1 protein-coding gene is annotated in these 21,511 nt (G+C 70.0%); it reads right to left on the bottom strand.

The features are described from left to right. Complete coding sequence (locus ABL843_RS03730) at positions 1–21,447, bottom strand: Ig-like domain-containing protein (protein WP_418119004.1); 21,447 nt, start codon at positions 21,445–21,447, stop codon at positions 1–3. Positions 21,448–21,511 lie beyond the last annotated feature (64 nt).

The raw sequence follows: 21,511 nt of genomic DNA, 5'->3' as shown, positions 1-21,511 counted from the left end.
TCAGGCCAGCACGAGCTGGTGGTTGGCCAGCAGCGTTGCGAGGTCGGTGGTCACGCCGTTGAGCGTGATCAGCTGCGTCGCCGAGTAGGCGGCGCCCGATCCGTCGCGATCGATGTACAGCGTGGTATTGCCGCCACTGACGTCCACGCGGAGGTAGTTGCCGATGGTCTCGCCCGCGTCGATCGTGGCCACGCCGTTGATGTAGCGCGCCGCGCCATCGGCATCCGCCTGATAGCCCACCAGCAGTTCCCGAAGGTCGATGCGGTCCGCGTTCGCCGTAGCCTCGAAGGTCCCGACCGTGAACGAGTTCGCCGAGTCGGCACCGTTGCCGCCGGTGGCATCGCTGGAGGCGAGCAGCTTGTAGAGCAGCGTGTCGCGGCCTCCGCCCGTGAGGTTGAAGACATCGTTGCCGCCACGCCCCTCGAACTGGTTGTCTGCCGCGTTGTCGGTGAAGACGTCCGCGCCGCTTCCACCGGCAAGGCCCTCGATATCGCGGAAACTCGCAGTGCCGAAGCCGGTGTTCTGCGCGCCGCCCTTGCTCAGGTCGATCGTCAGCGCCGTGCTGCCGGCGAGCTTGTAGTCGACGACGTCGAGGCCGCCGGTGTTGCTCCAGGCCCTGACGCCAGACACCGTCACCGTGCCCCCGCCGCCCTCGTACTTGTCGTTGCCGAGCGTGGCGAAGAAGGTGTCGTTGTAGCCGGTACCGACGATGCCGTTGCCGATGTCGGCATTGGTGACGTTGGTCCCGGACTCGGCGGTCAGCACGAAGGCGTGGTTGGCCGCGCCGGTCTTCAGGCCGGTCCAGGCGTTGTTGACGTTCTCGATCGTGTTGCCTCCGAGGCTGTCCGCGCCTCCCACGTCCGCCGCCTTGCCGTTGACGATGCGCAGGAGTGCGAGGGTGTAGGTCTCGCTCGCATCGAGCCCGTAGAAATCGACGATCGCCGAGCTGTCGTTGGTCTGGTTGCCGGACTGCGGGTTGACCATCTGCGTGCTCACCAGCTTGCCCTTCGAATCGAAGAGCTGCACCGTGTTTCCGTACAGCGCGTTGATGCCCTGCGCATCCAGGATGCGGAAGTGCAGCGACGTGCCGTCGGCCACCGTGTTGGTATTGGTGATGAACTTCGTGGTGCCCAGCTGCGTGAATGCAAGCAGGTCCCGGTCCCCGTCCCAGTCGATGTCCACCGCCACGGCGCCGGTGACCAGGTTGCTGTTCGCCACGCTGCCGTTCCAGAAGCCAATCTCGTTCTGCCCGCCGAGCAGGTTGGTGGTGTCGAACTTCACCTGGCTCGCCGAACTCGTGTTCGTGTAGAGATTGATCGGTCCCGACATGCCATAGATCGTCTGGCCACCGGTAGGGCCGAAGCCTGGCAGCTCGATGGCATCCATCTTGCCGTCGCCGTTCCAGTCCACCGCGATCGAAGGTCCGCCTTGCAGTCGCTTCATCGCCGGGGTGGTGCCATTCCAGCCGAAGTAGGAGTCGTTGAGCAGGTACATGCCCGACGGCTGTTCGCCGACACCGGCATATTTCGAGCCGTAGTCCATCTTCAGCTTGCCGGCGCCATCGTTGAAGAGGATGCGGCTCTGGTACTGCGCATCGGTCGTGGTGCCGTAGCCTCGGCTGAGGAACAGGTCCATGTAGCCGTCGCCGTTGAAGTCGGCCCAGGTCATGGAGATGCCGTTGCCGTAGCCCGGATCGTCGTCCGCGCGCTGGAAGGTCTTCTCGATGATCTGCGTGTTCTCCCACGTGCCATCGCCCTTGTTGGTGGCGACGACCAGACGGTACGGACTCGAGCTCCTGGCCAGATAGGCATTGGTAGCCGGGTCGTCATAGGGCCCGCCGAGCTTCGTAAGGCCTGCGGTGGCGTGATAGACCAGATCGATCTTGCCGTCGTTGTTCAGGTCGACGCCCGACAGTTCCATGTCGAAGGTGGTGTTGTAGTAGTTGCTCGAGTACGGCGCGCCTGACGTGGAGGCCTTGTCGTCGGTATAGCCGCCATCCTTCACCATGCCCAGGATGCTGCCGTCCATGTTCAGCACGATCTGCGAGTCGTAGCCGCCGCCGCTGGTGGCGTCGTTCGGCGTCTGGTCGCCGTACGCCATGTCGACGAAGCCGTCGCCGGTCTTGTCGAAGGCCACCACGCCGCCGAACCAGCTGTAGGTGTTCGCGCTGCCGGCCGTGAGCTTGTCGCCGCCTGCCGCAGACGGTGCACCTACCTGCAGCGCCGTGTACCTGCTGCCATCGAAGATGAACGCCTGCTGGCCGTCGTCATAGGTGCTGTCTTCCGCGAACAGGTCCATGTACCCGTCGCGGTTGAAGTCCATGAAAGTCGCGTTCTGGACGTAGTTGCGGCCGGCATAGGGGCTGCCGTAGTTGCTGAAGAGGGAGGTCTGCTTGAAGCTGCCCAGCGAAGCGCTGTCGCTCCCGTTGGCATCGAGCATCGTCTGGTTGCTGTGGATGCGCCACATGCCGTTCTCTCCGAGCGTGTACGCGGTCGCCTTCTGGTTCGGATCGCTGGACACCGACCCGACGGTCACCGTCGGCGCCGCGGCGACGATGAGTTCGCCGGTGGTCGCGTCGTCGGTGACCTGGGCTCCGGCAGCGTTCCTGACCACTGCGCGGACGTCGTAGGTTCCCACCGCGACGGCGGAGGAGACCTGCACATACCAGGTTTCATGCTGCGAATCGACCACCACCGAACCATCGGCCGAGCTGTAGGTCTTGCCGGCGATCGTGACCTCCAGATACTGGCCGTTGACCAGCTTGAAGGGGATGCCGCCCGAGACGAGCGGCGTGGTGTCGACGGTCGTTTGGCGGTTGACCGTGACGGCGTAGTCGACGCTCAGGCTGAAATTGCCGGACAGGCTGCCCTGGGTGCCCGCGCCGGTCGCCACTGCGGCGCGATAGGTATGGGTCGATCCGTCCGCGAGAACGCCGAGGTCGTAGGTCCAGGTGGTGCCGCTCACCGTCGCCGTTCCAAGCAGCGTGCTGCCTTCGTAGACATTCACGGTGTCGCCAGTGCCGAGCGCGGCCGTCAGCGTACCCGTGAGCACCGGGTTGGCGTCGTCGGTGGTGGTGCCGCTGTCGAAGGTACCCCTGGACGGGCCCGCATCGTCGATGTAGCCGGTTATCTTCGCTTCGGTGGCCGGCACCTTCGTGTCGACCGTGAAGCTCAGCTGCGCCGATTTCGGGCCTTCATTGCCGGCGCTGTCGACGCTGCTCACCGTCAGGCTGTGAGCGCCGTCGGCCAGCTTCTTGTCGGCGTCGGGCGTGAAGCTCCACTTGCCCGAGCCATCCGCCGTCGTGGAGCCGATCAGCGTGCCGTTGTCATAGACCTTCACCACGCCGTTGGGCTCGGCACCGCTGCCGCCAAGGTCGGGGCGCGCGTCGTTGGTTGCACCGCCGGAGGCGATGCCGCCGACGATGGGGGCGACGTCATCGACGGCGCGGTCGATGGAAGGCGCGGTCGAGGGAGCGACCGTATCGACGGTGAAGGCGAGCGCTGCCGACGCGGGGCCTTCGTTGCCGGCTGCATCCACGTTGCTCGCCGTCAGGCTGTGGGCGCCGTCGGCCAGTTCCTTGCCGGCTTCGGGCGTGAAGCTCCACTTGCCGGAACTGTCCGCCGTGGTGGATCCGATCAGCTTGCCGTTGTCGTAGATGTTCACCATGCCGTTGGGCTCGGTTCCCGCTCCCTTCAGTTCGGGGCGGGCATCGTTGGTCATGCCCCCGGACGCGATGGTGCCGGTGACCGGTGCGACGTCGTCGACGGCGCGGTCGATGGAAGGCGCGCCCGTCGGCGCGATCGTGTCGACCGTGAAGACCACCGCCGTCGATTGCGAGCCCTCGTTGCCCGCCGCATCGACGTTCCTCGCCGTGAGCCTGTGCAGGCCATCGGCGAGCTCCTTGCCCGCCGCGGGCGTGAAGCTCCAGTTGCCCGATGCATCCGCCGTCGCGGTACCGATCAGCGTACCGTTGTCGTAGATGTGGACGGTGCCGTTCGGCTCCGCGCCCGAGCCCTTCAGTTCGGGACGTGCATCGTTGGTCGTGCCGCGCGATGCGATGGCGCCAGTGACCGGCGCGACGTCGTCCATGGCACTGTCGATGGAAGGCGTCGTCGCGGGCGCGGTCCTGTCGACGGTGAGCGTGAACTCCGCCGAAGCGCTGCCCTGGTTGCCCGCCGCGTCCTCCACGCGGGCGGTGTAGCGGTAGGTGTTGCCGTCGTCGAGGCCCTTGTCCTCGAAGCTCCAGGCGTTGCCGCTCACAGCGGCGACGCCGATGCGCGTGCCGTTGCGGTAGACCGCCACCACCTCGTTGGCCGCGAGCGGCGCCGAGAGCGTGCCGTTGAGCTGGGGCGTCGCATCGTTGGTCGTGGTGCCGGATGCGAAGTTGCCCGTCTGCGGATCGCGGTCGTCGGTGAAGTCGGTGATGGCCACCTTCTGGGCTGGTGCCGTCAGGTCGACCGTGATGGAATGGGCCAGGCTCTCCGCCCCCTGGTTGCCGCCGGCACTCACGACTCGGGCGGTGTACTTGTAGGTCGCGCCGTCCGTGAGGCCCTTGTCGAAGAAACGCCAGCTGGTGTTTGTCACCGTCGCGGTACCGATCACGGCGCCGTTGCGCAGCACCTCGACCACCTCGCCCGTGTTCAGGGCGGCGGAGATCGAACCGATGAGCACCGGGTCGGCGTCGTTGGTCGTCCCGCCGTCGGCCACGGCACCGCGGCCCGGTTCGACGTTGTCCTGCACACGCACGATCTGCACCGCCTGCGTGACCGTGGAAGTGATGACGGTGAAGCGCAGGCTGTTCGAGGCGGCGCCGGCGTTGCCGGCCATGTCCATGACCCTGGCCTCGTAGGTATAGGTGGTGCCGTTCGCAAGGCCGATGTCGTTGAAGACCCAGTCGGTACCGCTCACGGTCGCGTTGCCCACGTGCACGCCGTTGCGGAACACGCGCAGCTGCTCCGACCTGCCCAGCGCGGCGGAGAGGGTGCCCTCCAGCCTGGGCGAGTCGTCGTTGGTGCTTCCGTTGGCCGGAATGCTGCCCGAGACCGGGTCGACGTTGTCGATGGCGCGCGAGAGCGTCACGGTCTGCGAAGGCGCAACCGTGTCGATGCTGAAGACCAGCGGCGCCGACTTCGGCCCTTCGTTGCCCGCCGCGTCGACGCTGCTCACCCTGAGGCTGTGCACGCCGTCGGCCAGTTCCTTGCCGGAAGCAGGCTCGAAGCTCCACTTTCCGGAGGCGTCGGCCTTGGTGCTGCCGATCAGCACGCCGTTGTCGTAGACGTTCACCGTGCCGTTGGGTTCGGCGCCCGAGCCCTTGAGTTCCGGGCGCGCGTCGTTGCTCGTGTCGCCCTGGGCGATCGGGCCCTGGACCGGGTCGACGTTATCGATGACGCTGTCGATGACCGGTGCGTCCGTCGGCGCGGTGGCATCGACCGTCAGCGTGAAGTTCGCCGAGGTGGAGCCCCGGGTGCCGGCAGCGCTCGCGATGGCCGCGGTGTAGGTGTGCGTGCTTGCGTCGGCCAGCGTCGGCAGCTTGAACTCCCACGACGTGCCTTGCACGGTGGCGGTGCCGAGCAGCACGCCACCTTCCACGATCTGCACGACCTCGCCGGTCTTCAGGCCCGAGACGGTGCCCTTGAGCACCGGCGTGGTGTCGTTGGTGCTCGTGCCGCTGGCGTAGTCGCCGGCATTCGGCTCGACGTCGTCGGCGTATGCGGTGATGGCCACCGCATTGCCGGCGGTCGGCGTCGAGGTGTCGATGACCACGGTGCGGGCATCGAACGCCGCAAGATTGCCGGCGGTGTCCACCACGCGCACCCTGTACTCATGGCTGCCGTCGGTGAGCACACGGCCGTCGACGTAGCTCCAGCTGCCGCCGCTGACGATCAGGTTGGCCCAGGTGGCGCCGCCGTCGAGGCTGATCTGCGCGGTTTCGTCGGAAGCCAGCGTGCCGGTCAGCCTGCCGTTGAGGGTCAGGCTGGTGTCGCTGGTGATGAAGTCGCCCGCGACGCCGGTGTCGGTGCTGATCGACGCGATATCGATGGCGATGCCCGCCGAGTGTTGGATGTCGATCACCACGCGCTGGCTGGTCGACTTGCCGGCATTGCCGGCGGCATCGACGACGCGCGCCTGGAAGACGTAGTCGCCCGCCGCGAGCGGCACGGCGGTGTTGTCCAGCCGGTAGGTGTTGCCCGAGACCAGCGTCGCATCGCGCCAGCTCGTGCCGTTGTCGAGCGAGAGCTGCACCTTCTCGCTGGTGCCGGCCGCGGCGTCCAGCGTCACCGTCACGACGAGGGTGGTGTCGCTGGTGATGAAGTCGTTCGCGCTGGCGCCGGTGTCGTCGCTGATGGCGGTGATCGTTGCCGCCTGCGTCGGCGCGGTGGTGCCGACCGTGAAGGCCAGCGGCGCCGACCTCGGTCCCTCGTTGCCGGCTGCATCGACGCTGCTCGCGCTCAGGCTGTGCGCGCCGTTGGCCAGCGGCTTGCCGGCCTCGGGCGTGAAGCTCCACTTGCCCGAGCCGTCGGCGACCGCAGTGCCGATCAGCGTGTCGTTGTCGTAGACCTTCACCGTGCCGTTGGGCTCGGCCCCCGCCCCCTTCATCTGGGGACGGGTTTCGTTGGTCGTGCTGCCGGAGGTGATCGGGCCGACGACCGGCGCCTTTGCATCCATGACGCTGTCGATCGAAGGTGCCGCGGCGGGCGCGGTCCGGTCGATGGTCAGCGTGAAGGCGGCCGAGGCCTGGCCTTCGTTGCCTGCCGCATCCTCGACCTTGGCGGTGTAGCTGTAGATGGCGCCATCGGCCAGGCCTGAATCCTGGAAGCTCCAGGCCGTGGCGCCGGACATGGTGGCGGTGCCGATGCGCTTGCCGTCCCTGTAGATCACCACGGCCTCGCCGGTCGCGAGCGCAGCGCTCAAGGTGCCGTCGAGCTGCGGCGTGGTGTCGTTGGTGACGCTGCCGGATGCGAAGCTGCCCTGCTGCGGGGCCTGGTCGTCGGTGTAGCCGGTGATTGCCGCCGTCTGGCCCGGTGCGACGAGGTCGAGCGTGATCGCGTAGGCCGCGCTCTTCGCACCCTCGTTGCCGCCGGAATTGACCACCCGCGCGGCGTAGCTGTAGGTCGTGCCGTCAGAGAGGCCGCTGTCGCGGAAGCTCCAGGTCGTGCCCGTGACGGTGGCGTTGCCGACCACCTTGCCGTCGCGCAGCACCTGGACCACGTCGCCCGTATTCAGCGCGGTGGAGATCGAGCCGCCGAGCGTCGGCGCGGTGTCGTTGGTCGTTCCACCGTCGGGCACGTTGCCCTTCACCGGGGCGGCCTGGTCGTCCACCCGGAGGATCTGGACGGTCTGCGTGACGCCCGAGGTGTTGACCGTGAAGCGCAGGCTGTTGGAGGCGGCGCCGGCATTGCCGGCCGCGTCCATGACCCTCGCCTCGTAGGTGTAGGTGGTGCCGCTGGCGAGGCCCGCGTCCTCGAAGGTCCAGCTGGTGCCGGTAACCTTCGCGACGCCGGCGAGCAGGCCGTTGCGGAACACGTTCAGCCGCTCGGTGCCGCTCAGCGGCGCCGAGAGGGTGCCCTCCAGCGTCGGCGTGTCGTCGTTGGTGGTGCCGCCGGCGGGAATGTCGCCCGAGACCGGGTCGACGTTGTCGACGGCACGCACCAGCTTCACCGTCGCCGCCGGTGCTGCGGTGTCGATGCGGATCGCATGCGCGTTCGATTCGGCGCCCGGGTTGGAGGCCGCGTCCTGCACACGCGCCGTGTAGACGTAGGTGGCGCCGTCGGAGAGGCCGCCGTCGGCATAGCTCCAGTGCGTGGCGTCCGTCATGGTCGCGAAGCCGATCTCCTTGCCGTCGCGCAGCACCACGACCTTCTCGCCGGCCTGCAGCGCGGCCGAGATGGTGCCGGTGACCTGCGGCGCGGTGTCGTTGGTGTAGCCGTCGTTCGGCACCGAGCCCTGTTGCGGATCGACGTCGTCGTTCACGGCCGTGATGCTGGCCTTGGTGGACGGACCCGAGAGCTTCAGCGTGATGACGTAGGGCGACGAGGCGGTGCCGCCGCCGCCCGCGGCGTCCTCGACGCGCACGGTGTAGCTGTAGGTCGAGGCGTTGGCGAGGCCGCTGGTGTCGGTGTAGGACCAGCTCGTGCCCGAGATGGATGCGGTGCCGATCCTGACGCCGTCGCGATACACGGCGACGAACTCGTTGCCGGCCAGGCTGCCCGACACGGTGCCCCTCAACTCCGGCTGGGAGTCGTTGGTGGTGCCGCCGCTGGCGACGTCGCCCTGCACCGGGTCCGCGTTGTCGAACACGGTCGAGATCGTGGCCGCCTGCGTCGGCACCGAGGTGTCGACGGTGATGGCGTAGCTGCCCGAGACGGCGCCCCGGTTGCCGGCCGCGTCCTCGACGCGCGCGGTGTAGGTGTAGGTGCGGCCGTCGCTCAGGCCGGTATCGTCGAAGCTCCAGTGGGTGGCGTCGGTCATCTTCGCGGTGCCGATGACGGCACCGTCGCGCAGCACGACGACCTTCTCGCCGGCCTGCAGCGGTGCCGAAACGGTGCCCGCCACCTGCGGCGCGGCGTCGTCGGTGAAGCCGCCGTCGGCCACGGCGCCCTGCAGCGCGCCGCGGTCGTCGTTGATGGAGACGATCGCCGTCGATTGCGAAGGCGCGAGGGTGTCGACCGTGAACGCCAGCGCCGCGGACTGCGGGCCTTCGTTGCCGGCCGCGTCGACGCTGCTCGTCGTGAGGCTGTGGGCGCCGTTGGCGAGCTCCTTGCCGGCCTCGGGCGTGAAGCTCCACTTGCCGGCGGCGTCCGCCGTCGCGGTGCCGATCAGCGCGCCGTTGTCGTAGACCCTGACGGTGCCGTCGGGCTCTGCGCCGGAGCCCTTGAGTTCGGGGCGCGCGTCGTTGGTGGTGCCGCCCTGGGCGATGGACCCGGTGACTGGCGCCACGTCGTCCACGAAGCTCTCGACGACCGGCGCCGTGGTGGGTGCGCGCTGGTCGATCGTGAGCGCGAAGGCCGCCGACGCCCCGCTCTGGTTGCCCGCGGCATCCTCGATGCGGGCCGTGTAGCTGTAGCTCTTGCCGTCGACGAGGCCGGCGTCCTGGAAGGTCCAGGCAGTGCCGCCACCCAAGGTGGCGGTGCCCAGGCGCACGCCGTCGCGGTAGATCACCACGGTGTCGCCGGCATTGAGCGTTCCGCCGATCGTGCCGTTCAGCAGCGGCGAGGTGTCGTTGATGGTGCTGCCCGAGGCGAAGGTGCCAGTCTGGGGTGCCTGGTCGTCGGCGCAGCTGACGATCGCGACCGACTGCGAGGGCGCGGCGGTGTTTACGGCCAGCGAGAAGTCGGCCGAGGCCGTGCCCTTGTTGCCCGCCGCATCGGCGATCACGGCGACGTAGGTGTGCCTGCTGCCGTTGGCCAGCGTCGGCAATGCGAAGGTCCAGGCGGTGCCGTTCACGGCGGCCGTGCCCAGCAGCGCCGAGCCTTCGAAGATCTGCACGACGTCGCCCGCCTTCAGGCCCGAGACGGTGCCCTTGAGCACCGGCGTGGTGTCGTTCGTGCTGGTGCCGCTGCCGTAGTCGCCCAGGTTGGGCGCGACATCGTCGGTGTAGGCCGTGATGTCGACGGCGTTGCCGGTGGTTGGGCCGCTTGTGTCGATCACCACGAGTTGCGAGCTCGGCTGGGTCGTGTTGCCGGCCGCATCCACCACGCGCGTCAGCACGGTGTAGCTGCCGTCGGCCAGCGGGACGGCCGTGTTGTCGAACTGGTAGCTGCCGCCGCCCGAGGGGGTCGCGTCGTTCCAGGTCTTGCCGTTGTCCAGCGAGACCTGCACCGTGGCGCCGGCCTCCACGGCCGAATCGACCTTGATGGTGAACACCAGGGTGCGGTCGCTGGTGACGAAGTCGCCGCCGCTCGAGCCGGTGTCGTCGCCGATGGCGGCGAGCGTGGCCTTGGTGGTGGGCGCAGTGGTGTCCACGTTGACGGTGAAGGAGCCCGACTGCGGGCTCTCGTTGCCCACGGGGTCGACGGCCGTGACGCCGAGGCGGTGCGTGCCCTCGGTCAGCGGCGTGGTCGGCGTGAAGCTCCAGCTGCCGTCGGCCTTGACGGTCGTGCTGCCGAGGACGCTGCCGTTGTCGTAGACCTTGATCGCGTCGCCCGGCGTGGCGCCGCTGCCCGTGAGCGTGGGCGTGGCGTCGTCGGTAGGACCGCCGTTGGCGATCGGGCCCTGCACCAGGCCGACGTCGTCGGCGGCGCCGGCGATGGACGGCACCTCGGGCGCGGTGGTGTCGATGGTCAGCGCGATGGTGGCGTCGCCCTGCTTGCCCGCGGCGTTCACCGCGGTGGCGGTGTAGCTGTGCGTGCCTTCCTTCTGCAGGGGAAGCGTGAAGCGCCAGTTGCCGCCCGCGTCCGCCGTGGTGGAGCCGAGGACGGTCGAGCCTTCCTTGACGGTCACGATCGCGCCGGCCGTGGCCTTGCCCACGAGCGAGGGCGTGGTGTCGTCGGTACGCGCGCCGGGCGCGAGGTTGCCCTTGATGCCGCCCTGGTCGTCGGCGACCTGTTCGATGCTGACGACGACGTCGCTCGGGTCGACCGTGAAGTCGAGCACCGCGCTGGCGGCGCTGGTGTTGCCCGCGGCGTCGGTGACTGTGTGCGTGATGCGGTGCGTGCCGCGCCCCAGCGGCGTGCTGGGCGTGATGCTCCAGGCGCCGTCGGTGGCGGCGGTGAAGCTGCCGATGAGCGCGCCGCCGTCGTACAGGCGCACGGTGTCGCCGGCCTTCAGGCCGCTGCCGCTGAAGGTGGGCGTGGTGTCGTCGGTGGTGGCGCCGGCCGCGATAGCGCCCTGCACCGGGCCCTGGTCGTCGGAGGCGACGGCCGTGTCGGGCGTGGCCGGAGCCGTGGTGTCGAGCACGACCGGATAGAGGCCCGTGCGCGGGCTCGCCTGCCCCGCGCCGTCGACTGCCTGTGCGCTCAGGTTCTTGACGCCGTCGCCGCTCAGCGGACTGGTGGTGACGCTCCAGGTGCCGTTGGAAGCCACGCTGGTGGAGCCCACGGCCACGCCGTCGGCATACACGGTGACCACGGTGCCGGCCGTACCGGTGCCGTTGAGCGTGAGCGTGGTGTCGTCGGTGCTGGCGTCGCGGGCGACGTTGCCCGTGACGCTGCCCCTGTCGTCGATCACGCCGATGATGGCCGGCGCCGCGGGCGGATCGCCCACCAGCGTGAAGGTCGATGCCGGCGTGGCGGCGCCGATGTTGCCCGCCGCGTCCACGGCGCGCGCCGTGAGGCTGTGCGCGCCCAGGGCCAGCGGCAGGTCGGGCGTGAAGCGCCAGCTGCCGTCGGCGTTCACCGCCGTGCTGCCTATGAGCGTGCCGTTGTCGTAGACGTTGATGACCGACACCTGCGCCGGGTCGGTCTTGCCGGTGTACTCGGGCTTGCTGTCGTCGGTCTTCGCGCCGGCGGCCAGGGGGCCCTGCACCGGGCCCACGTCGTCCAGCACCTGGATGAGGGACGAGTCGAGCGCGGGCGGCGGCGTCAGGTCGACGGTGAGCCTGAAGTCGTTCGAGCGCGGGCTCTCGTTGCCTGCGGGGTCAGTCAGCGTGTAGCCGATGCTGTGCGCGCCCTCGGCGAGCGGGGACACGGGCGTGAGCGTGCCGGTGGCCGGGTCGTAGGTGGCTGCGACCTTGTTGCCGTCGACGTACAGCGACGGCGTCAGGCCGGCTGCGATGGAGGCGATCTTGAACCCCGGCGTGGTGTCGTCGGTGAAGGTCGCGGTGCTGGCCGCGTTCTGGACCGCGCCGGCGTTGTCGACGTAGCCGGCCACGGCGTCCGGACGCACCGGCGCCGTGGTGTCGACGTTGACAACGAAGGCGGCCGAGTGCTGGCTCTGGTTGCCCACCGGATCTGTGGCCGTGACGGTGAGCTTGTGCTCGCCCTCGCCCAGCGGCGAGGTCGGGCTGGCCGTGGTGAAGCTCCAGCGTCCGTCGGATTGCACCGTGGTGCTGCCGATGGCGCTGCCGTTGTCGAAGACGGTGATGAGGTCGCCCGGCGTCGCGCCGCTTCCGCTGAGCGTGGGTCGGGTGTCGTCACTAGCGGCACCGCTGGCAAGCGCGCCTTGCACCGAACCGGTGTCGTCGACGACCGAGGCGATCACCGGAACGGCCGGCGGCGTGGTGTCGATGGTCAGCGAGAACGAGGTCTCGCTGCTCGTGCCTGCGGCGTTCACCGCCGTGGCCTTGTAGCTGTGCGCGCCTTCGGCCTGCGTGGGCAGCACGAGGTTCCAGTTGCCGGACCCATCCGCCGTGGTGGAGGCGATGGCCTTGGAGCCTTCCTTGATGGTCACGACGGCGCCCGCCGTGGCGGTGCCGACGATCGTGGGCGTGACATCGTCGGTGAAGCCGGCGGGACGCGTCTTGATCTGCTGCCCCTGCCGGGTCTCGCCCGCCTTGGTGACGGTCACCGACACCGCCGCGGTGTCGACCGTGATGCCCAGCGGCGCGCTGGCTGCGCTGGTGTTGCCGGCCGCGTCGCTGATGGTGTGCGTGATGCTGTGTGCGCCCTGCCCCAGCCCCGTCGGCGTGAATGCCCAGCTGCCATCGGCCTTGACCGTGGCGCTGCCGATCAGCGCGGCGCCGTCGTACACCCTGACGATGTCGCCAGGCGTCGCGCCGCTGCCTGCGAAAGTGGGCGTCGCGTCGTCGGTGGAGCCGCCGTTGCCGATCGCGCCCTGCACCGGGCCTGCGTCGTCGGTGGCCGACACGCTGGCCGGGGTGGCCGGCGCCGTGGTGTCGAGGATCGCGCTGTCGGTCGCCGCCGGCCTCGAAGTGTTGCCGGCGAGGTCCTGGCTGGTCGCGCTGACGCGGATCGCCGCACCCTCGGTGGGGTTCGGGAACGAGACGTTGACGAAACCGTTGGAGACGTCCGCGGCGACGAGCTTCACGCTGAGCGTGCGGGTGCCGTCGGTGAGGCTGATTTCATCGCCCACCGCGGCGCCGGACACGAGGGTGACCTTCACCGTCACGTCGGCTTTTTTCTCGCTGGCGTTGATGAAGCCGTCGTTGTTGACGTCCTCGACAATGGCGACGGAGATGACGGGCGCCACGCTGTCGACCGTGGCCGTGGCGGCCTGGCTGGTGTTGCCGGTGGCGTCGGTGGCAACCACGCGCAGCTGCGTGCCGTGAGGCAACAGGGTCGTGGGCGAGATGCTGTATTCGCCGTTGCTGCCGGCGGTCGCGCTGCCGACGAGGTTGCCGGTGTCGTCCCTCACGGTGACGACCGAGCCTGCTTCCGCCGTGCCGGCGATCGTGCCGCCCGAGGTGGGCTTGACGGTCGGCGCGTCGGGCGCCTTGCTGTCGACCTTGGCCGTGGCGGGCGCGCTGGTGTTGCCAGCCGCGTCGGTGGCGGTCACGCTCAGCGATGTGTCGTGCACCAGTGGCATCGCGGGCTTGACGACGTAGTTGCCGTTGCCGTCGGCCGTTGCGCTGCCGACGCTGTTGCCGGAGCCGTCCTTGACGAGGACGAGCGAGCCCGCCTCCGCCGTGCCGGTGATGGTGCTGCCGCTCGTGGGCTTCACGGTGGGCGCGTTCGGGGCGGCGCTGTCGACCGTGGCCGTGGCCGCAGGGCCGGTGTTGCCCGCCGCGTCGGTGGCCGAGACGCCGAGCGCCGTTCCGTGCGGCACGGGGGTCGCGGGCTTCACGGTGTAGTTGCCGTTGGCGTCCGCTGTCGCGCTGCCGATCGGCTTGCCGGCACTGTCCTTGACGGTGACCACCGAGCCGGATTCGGCCGTGCCGGTGATCGACGCGCCGTTGGTCGGGGCGACCGTGGGTCTGCCCGGGGCAACGGCATCCACGGTGGCGGTGGCCGCAGCGCTGGCGTTGCCGGCTGCATCGGTGGCCACCGCGGAGATCTTCGCGCCGTCCTCCAGCGGCTTGGCCGGGGTGACGGCGTAGGTGCCGTCGGTGGCGGCGGTCGCGCTTCCGACCACCTTGCCCGCGCCGTCCTTGACGGTGACCACCGAGCCGGCCTCGGCGCGGCCGGTGATCGGGTCGCCGTGGGTGGGGTCGATCGTCGGCGCGTCGGGCGCCTTGGCGTCGACCTTGGCCGTTGCAGGCGCGCTGGTGTTGCCGGCCGCATCGGTCGCGGTGACCTGCAGCACGGTGTCGTGCGCGGGAGCGGTCGCGGGCTTGACGCTGTAGTTGCCGCTGCCGTCGGCCGTCGCGCTGCCGATGGTGTTGCCGGCACCGTCCTTCACGGTGACGAGCGAGCCGGCCTGGGCCGTGCCGGTGATCGTGGTGCCGTTCGTCGGGTTGACGGCCGGCGCCGACGGAGACACGGCATTGACGGTCGTCCTGGCTTCAGGGCTGCTGTTGCCGGCGGCGTCCGTCACGGCCACGTGCAGGACCGTGCCGTGGGCGGGAGGCGTCGTCGGCTTGAAGCTGTACGCACCACCGGTCGTGGCGGTCGTGCTGCCGATGAGCTTGCCCGCGTCGTCCGTGATGGTGACCACCAAGCCGGCCTCGGCCTTGCCGGTGACGAGGCTCCCGTTGGTCGGATCGACGGTGGGCCTGGCCGGCGGATCGTTGTCGACCGTGGCCGTGGCGGGCTGGCTGGTGTTGCCGGCCGCGTCGGTCGCGACCACGCTGATCTTCACGCCGTCCTGCAGCGAGCGTGCCGGCGTGACGGCGTATTCGCCGTTGCTGCCCGCGGTCGCGCTGCCGACGAGGTTGCCGGTGCCGTCCCTGACGGTGACCAGCGAGCCTGCTTCGGCCGTGCCGGCGATGGTGCTGCCCGAGGTCGGCTTGACCGTGGGTGCATCGGGGGCCTTGTTGTCGACCTTGGCCGTGGCGGGTGCGCTGCTGTTGCCGGCCGCGTCGGTGGCAGTCACGCTCAGCGCGGTGTCGTGCGCCGGCGGCGTTGCAGGCTTGACGGCGTAGTTGCCGTTGCCGTCCGCCGTCGCGCTGCCGATGAGATTGCCCGCGGCGTCCTTGACGGTCACGACGGAGCCTGCTTCGGCCGTACCGGAGATGGTGTCGCCGCTCGTGGGCTTGACGGTGGGCGCGTTCGGAGCGGCGCTGTCGACCGTGGCCGTGGTCGCAGGGCCGGTGTTGCCCGCCGCGTCGGTGGCCGAGACGCCGAGGGTCGTGCCATGCGCCAGAGGGGTCGCGGGCTTGATGGCGTAGTTGCCGTTGGCATCGGCCGTGGCGCTGCCGATCGGCTTGCCGGCCTGGTCCTGCACCGTGACGACGGAGCCGGCTTCGGCCTTGCCGGTAATGGTGCTGCCGTTGGTCGGCTCGACCGTGGGCCTGCCCGGGGCCACCGCATCCACGGTGGCGGTGGCCGCAGCGCTGGCGTTGCCGGCTGCATCGGTGGCCACCGCGGTGATCTTCGCGCCGTCTTCCAACGGCTTGGCCGGGGTGACGGTGTAGGTGCCGTCGGTTGCGGCGGTCGCGCTTCCGACCACCTTGCCCGCGCCGTCCTTGACCGTGACCACCGAGCCAGCCTCGGCGCGGCCGGTGATCGGGTCGCCGTGGGTGGGGTCGATCGTCGGCGCGTCGGGCGCCTTGGCGTCGACCTTGGCCGTCGCAGGCGAGCTGATGTTGCCGGCCGCGTCGGTCGCGGTGACCTGCAGCACGGTGTCGTGCGCGGGAGCGGTCGCGGGCTTGATGCTGTAGTTGCCGCTGCCGTCGGCCGTCGCGCTGCCGAGGGCGTTGCCGGCACCGTCCTTCACGGTGACGAGCGAACCCGCCTCGGCCGTGCCGGTGACGGTGTTGCCGTTGGTGGGCTTCACGGTCGGTGCGGCAGGAGCGACGCTGTCGACCGCCGCTCGTGTTTCGGGACTGACGTTGCCCGCGGCATCGGTCGCGGTCACGCGTATCACCGCACCGTTCGGCAGGGTAGCCGACAGCTTGATGCTGTAGGTGCCGTCGTTGCCGGCGGTCGCGCTGCCGATGAGATTGCCCGCGTCGTCGGTGATCCGGACGACGGAGCCGACTTCCGCGGTACCCGTGACGACGCCGCCTTGCGAAGGATCGACCTTCGGTGCCGCAGGCAGCACGCGGTCGACGGTCGTCCTGGCTTCGGGGCTGGCATTGCCGGCAGCGTCGGTGGCGACAGCGCGCAGCACCGTGCCGTGCGCCGGAACGGCGGCGGGCTTGATGCTGTAGGCGCCGTTGGGCGCGGCGATCGCGCTGCCGATGAGCTTGTCGGTGTCATCGGTGACGCGAACCACCGAGCCGGCCTCGGCCGTGCCGGTGATCATGTTGCCGTTGCTCGGCTCGATGATCGGTGCGGGGGGTGGGACGCTGTCGACCGTCGCGGTGGCTTCCGGGCTCGCGTTGCCTGCTGCATTGGTGGTCACGACGTGCAGCACCGTGCCATTCGGCGGAGTGACGGCCGGCGTGATGCTGTAGGCACCGAGCGAATCGGCCGTCGTGCTGCCGATCAGCTTGCCTGCGTCGTCCCTGACGGTGACCACCGAACCGGGTTCCGCCGTGCCGGTGATGGGGCTGCCATCGGTCGGGTTGATGGTGGCCGCCGGCAGCGCCGTGCGGTCGACCGTGGCCCGTGCCTCCGGGCTGGTGTTGCCAGCGGCATCTGTGGAGGCAACGTGCAGCACGGTGCCGTGCGCCGGCGGCGTCGCCGGCGTCACGGTGTAGGTGCCGTTGGATTCGGCGGCAGCGCTGCCGATGAGGTTGCCCGCGTCGTCCTTCACCGTGACGATCGAGCCGGCCTCGGCCTTGCCCGAGATGCGGTTTCCGTTGGTCGGGCTGATGGTCGGCGTGACGGGCACGACGCCGTCCACCGTGCCGCGTGCTTCGGAACTCGCGTTGCCGGCCGCGTCGGTGGCGAAGGCGCGCAGCACGGTGCCGTCGGCCAGGACGAGCGCGGGCTTGATGCTGTAGGCACCGTTCGCGGCCGCCGTCGTGCTGCCGATGACATTGCCGGCGCCGTCGCGGACCGTGACGACGGAAAGGGCCTCGGCGAAGCCCGAGATCAGCTTGCCGTTGGTCGGATCGATCGAGGGCTGCCCGGGCGGCACGGCATCGACCGTGGCGTTCGCGCTCGGGCCGGTGTTGCCGGCTGCGTCGGTGGCGCTGACCTGAAGCACCGTGCCGTCGGAGGGCGGCACGGCAGGTCGGATGGCGTAGGCACCGCCGCCGTCCGCGGTCGCGCTGCCGATGAGCTTGCCGGCGCCGTCCTTGACGGTGACCACCGAGCCGGCCTCGGCCGTGCCGGCGATCAGGCCGCCATTCGTCGGCTTGACCGTGGGCGCGCCGGGCGCCTGGCCATCGACCGTGGCGTGCGCGGGCTGGCTGGTGTTGCCGGCCGCATCGGTGGCAGTGACGTTCAACTGCGTGTCGTGGGCCAGCGGTGTCGTCGGCTTGATGCTGTAGTTGCCGTTGGCATCGGCCGTCGCGCTGCCGATCGGCGTGCCGGCGCCGTCCTTGGCGGCGACCACCGCGCCGGCCTCGGCCGTGCCCGTGATCGAGCCGCCGTTCGTCGGGTCGACCTTCGGCGCGGCGGGCAGTTCGCTGTCGACCGTGGCGCGTGTCTCGGGGCTGGTGTTGCCGGCCGCGTCGGTGGCGGTTGCGCGCAGCACGGTGTTGTGCGGCGGAACGGTCGCAGGCTTGATGCTGTAGCGGCCGTTCGAATCGACAGCCGCGCTGCCGACGAGGTTACCGGCGCCGTCGCGGATGGCGACGATCGAGCCCTGCTCGGCCGAGCCGGTGATCAGGCTGCCGTTGGTCGCATCGACAGAGGGCTTGGAAGGTGGCGTACCGTCCACCGTGGTGGTGGCGGGCTGGCTGGCGTTGCCCGCCCGGTCGGTCGCCACGGCGGTGATGGTGGTGCCATCCGCAGCAGGCGTCGTGGGGACGATGCTGAACTTGCCGTTCGCATCGGCCGTCGCGCTGCCGATGAGCTTGCCGGCGCCGTCCTTGACGGTGACCACCGAGCCTGCTTCGGACGTACCGGTGATCGCACCGCCGTTGCTCGGATTGACCTTGGGCGCGTCGGGCGCCTTGCCGTCGACGGTGCTGCGCGCAGGCTGGCTCGTGTTACCGGCCGCATCGGTGGCGGTGACGTTCAGTTCCGTGTCGTGCGGCAGCTGTGTCGTCGGCTTGATGCTGTAGTTGCCGTTGCCATCGGCCGTCGCGCTGCCGATCAGCTTGCCGGCGCCGTCCTTGGCGACGACCACCGTGCCGGCCTCGGCCGTGCCCGTGATCGAGCTGCCGTTCGTCGGGTCGACCTTGGGAGCGCCGGGCAGTTCGCTGTCGACCGTGGCGCGCGTCTCGGGGCTGGTGTTGCCGGCCGCGTCGGTGGCGGTTGCGCGCAGCACGGTGTTGTGCGAGGGAACGGCCGCGGGCTTGATGCTGTAGCGGCCGTTCGAATCGGCGGCGGCGCTGCCGACGAGATTGCCGGCGCCATCACGGACGGTGACGATCGAGCCCTGCTCGGCCGAGCCGGTGATCAGGCTGCCGTTGGTCGCATCGACGGAGGGCCTGGAAGGCGGCGTGCTGTCCACCGTGGCGGTGGCGGGCTGGCTGGCGTTGCCTGCCCGGTCGGTCGCGACAGCGGTGATGGTGGTGCCATCCGCCACGGGCGTTGCGGGCGTGATGCCGAACTTGCCGTTCGCATCGGTCGTAGCGCTGCCAATGAGCTTGCCGGCCCCGTCCTTGACGGTGACGACCGAGCCGGATTCGGCCGTGCCGGTGATTCGGTTGCCGTCTGTGGGATTGAGGACCGGTGCGAGCGGGGCGGCGCCGTCGACCACCATCGTGGCGGGCGAGCTCGCATTGCCGGCGGCGTCTGTTGCGACGACGCTGACCTGGGCGCCATCGGCCAGCGGCGTGGCGGGAACGAGGCTGAACTTGCCGTTCGCATCGGCCGTCGCGCTGCCGACCAGCTTGCCCGCGCCATCCTTGACGGTGACGACGGAGCCGGACTCGGCCGTGCCGCTGATCGTGCGGCCGGAACTCGGATCGACGGTGGGCGCCGACGGCGGCAGGCTGTCGACGGTGGTCCTGGCTTCGGGGCTGTCGTTGCCCGCGGGGTCGGTCGCGACGACGCGCAGCACGGTGTTGTGCGACGGCACGGCCGCGGGCTTGATGCTGTAGCGGCCGTTCGAATCGGCGGTCGCGCTGCCGAGCAAAGTGCCGGCACCGTCCCTGGCGGTGACGACGGAGCCGGGCTCGGCGCTGCCGGTGATCAGGCTGCCGGCGGTCGGATCGACCGTGGGCCTTGCCGGAGGAACGCCGTCGACCGTGGTCCTGGTTTCGGGGCCGGTATTGCCGGCGGCGTCGGTCGCGGTGACGCGCAGAACCGCGCCGTCGGCAGGCGGCGTCTTCGGCACCACGCTGTAGAAGCCGTTGGAGCCGACGGTCGCACTGCCGATGACATTGGCGGAAACATCCCTGACGGTGACGACCGAGCCAGGCTCCGCACGGCCCGTGATCGCACTGCCGTGCGTGGGGTCGACAGACGGCGCGGCCGGCGGCACGCGGTCCACCGTGGCCAGGCCTTCGGCACTCACGTTGCCGACGGCGTCCGCCGCGGTGACGTGCAATACCGTGCCGTCCGCCAGCTGTGCCGCGGGTGCGACGCTGAACTTGCCGGCGGCGTCGGCGGTGGTGCTGCCGATGAGCTTGCCCGTTGCGTCCTTGACCGTGACGACGGAGTTGGCCTCCGCCGTGCCTGCGACCACGCTGCCGTTCGTCGCGTTGACCAGTGGCGCATCCGGCGGCCTGCTGTCGACCGTGGTGGTCGCGGGCCGGCCCACGTTGCCGGCGAGGTCCTTCGCGACGACGTAGATCACGGTGCCGTCCGACGGCGGGTTCGCGGGAACGAGGGAGTAGGTGCCGTCGGCCGCGGTGGTCGTGCTGCCGATGAGGTTGCCCTTGCTGTCCGTGACGGTGACCACGGAATCGGGCTCGGAGGTGCCCGTGATAGGGCTGCCGTTCGTCAGGTTGACCGTGGGCGTCGGCAGCGTGCCGTCGACGACGGCCGTGGCGGGCTTGCTGGTGTTGCCGGCGGCATCGGAGGCGACGACCTTGATCACCACGCCGTTGGCCGGCGGCCTGGTCGGCGTGAAGCTGTACACACCATTGGACGCGGCGGTCGTGCTGCCGATGAGGACGCCCTTGTCGTCGGTGATCGTGACCACCGCGCCGGCCTCCGCTGTGCCGGTGATGGGGCTGCCGTCGGTCGGGTTCACCTTGGGCGTGGCGGGCGGCGTCGCATCGATGGTGGCGGTGGCCGGCTGGCTCGCGTTGCCGGCGGGGTCGATCGCCACGACGCTGATCGTCGCGCCGTCCGCGGGAGGCGTCGTGGGGGTGACGCTGAACGCGCCGTTGGAAGCGGCGGTCGCGCTGCCGATGACCTTGCCCGAGCCGTCCTTGACGGTGACGACCGCGCCGGCCTCGGCATTGCCCGTGATCAGGCTGCCGTTGGACGGGTTGACCGTGGGTCGCGACGGCGCGGTGCTGTCGGCCGTGGTGCTGGCGGGTGCGCTCGCATTGCCGGCGGCGTCGGTGGCCACGACGTTGATGGCGGTGTGGTCGGCCAGCGGCGTCGGCGGCTTGATGCTGTAGCTGCCGTCCTGGGCCGCCGTGGTGCGGCCGATCACGTTGCCGCGTCCGTCGGTGGCGGTGACCACGGCGCCGGGCTCGGCGCTCCCGGCGATGGTCGTGCCGTTGGTGGGAACGATGGTGGGGGCCGGGGGCGCCACGCTGTCGACGGTCGTGCGCGCCTCGGGGCTGGTGTTTCCGGCCGAGTCCACCGCGACGACGCGGATCTCCGTGCCGTGCGGCGGAGGCGAGGACGGCTGGACCACGTAGCGGCCATCGGCCTCGACGGTCGCGCTGCCGATTTCCTTGCCCGTGTTGTCGGTGACGCGGACGGTGGTGCCGGGCTGGGCCGTGCCGGTGATCAGCCTGGCATTGGTCGGGTTTACGGTGGGCCGGCCCGGCGGCGACGCGTCGGAGGGGGAAGTGAGCGGCGTGGAAGGCGAAGGTATGAGCGCCATCGCTGAACCGGCGCCCGCCCCACCACCTCCTCCGCCTCCGGCAGCACCGGCGGCTGCCAGTCCGCCGCCCAGCAGCCAGGGCAGCACGCCGAAGTTGAAGTCCTGCTCCAGCAGCAGGGGCTCGATCGCGTCGATGCCCGAATAATTGAGCGCCAGTTCGCCCTGCCCTTCGCCGAAGCCGGTCAGCCACAGGCCGCCCTTCTCGTCGTCGAGCACGAGGTCGCTCTTGTGGCCATCGAAGGACGAGAAGAACTCGCGGATGGTGACGACCTCGCCCGAGATGGAGGTGATGACCAGGTCATTGCCGACGCGGCGCATTCCCTTGACCTGTTCCCTGGACAGCCCTACCCGGACGACCGCCGCTTCCTTCAGGAACACCTCGTTCACCGAGACGGGCGTACCGTCTCCACTGCGTTTGCTGACTACCTTCAACGAAATCATTTACTGCTCCCTGATTTTTCGATCTAAAAGTGAATTCCCGGGAGCTCCGGCTATGTTGCTCGGA

The sequence above is a fragment of the Variovorax sp. 350MFTsu5.1 genome, from assembly GCF_048302515.1.
GTDB lineage: Bacteria > Pseudomonadota > Gammaproteobacteria > Burkholderiales > Burkholderiaceae_C > Variovorax > Variovorax guangxiensis.
The sequence above is the reverse complement of the archived record's forward strand: the minus strand, read 5'-3'. Positions and strand labels throughout refer to the sequence as shown.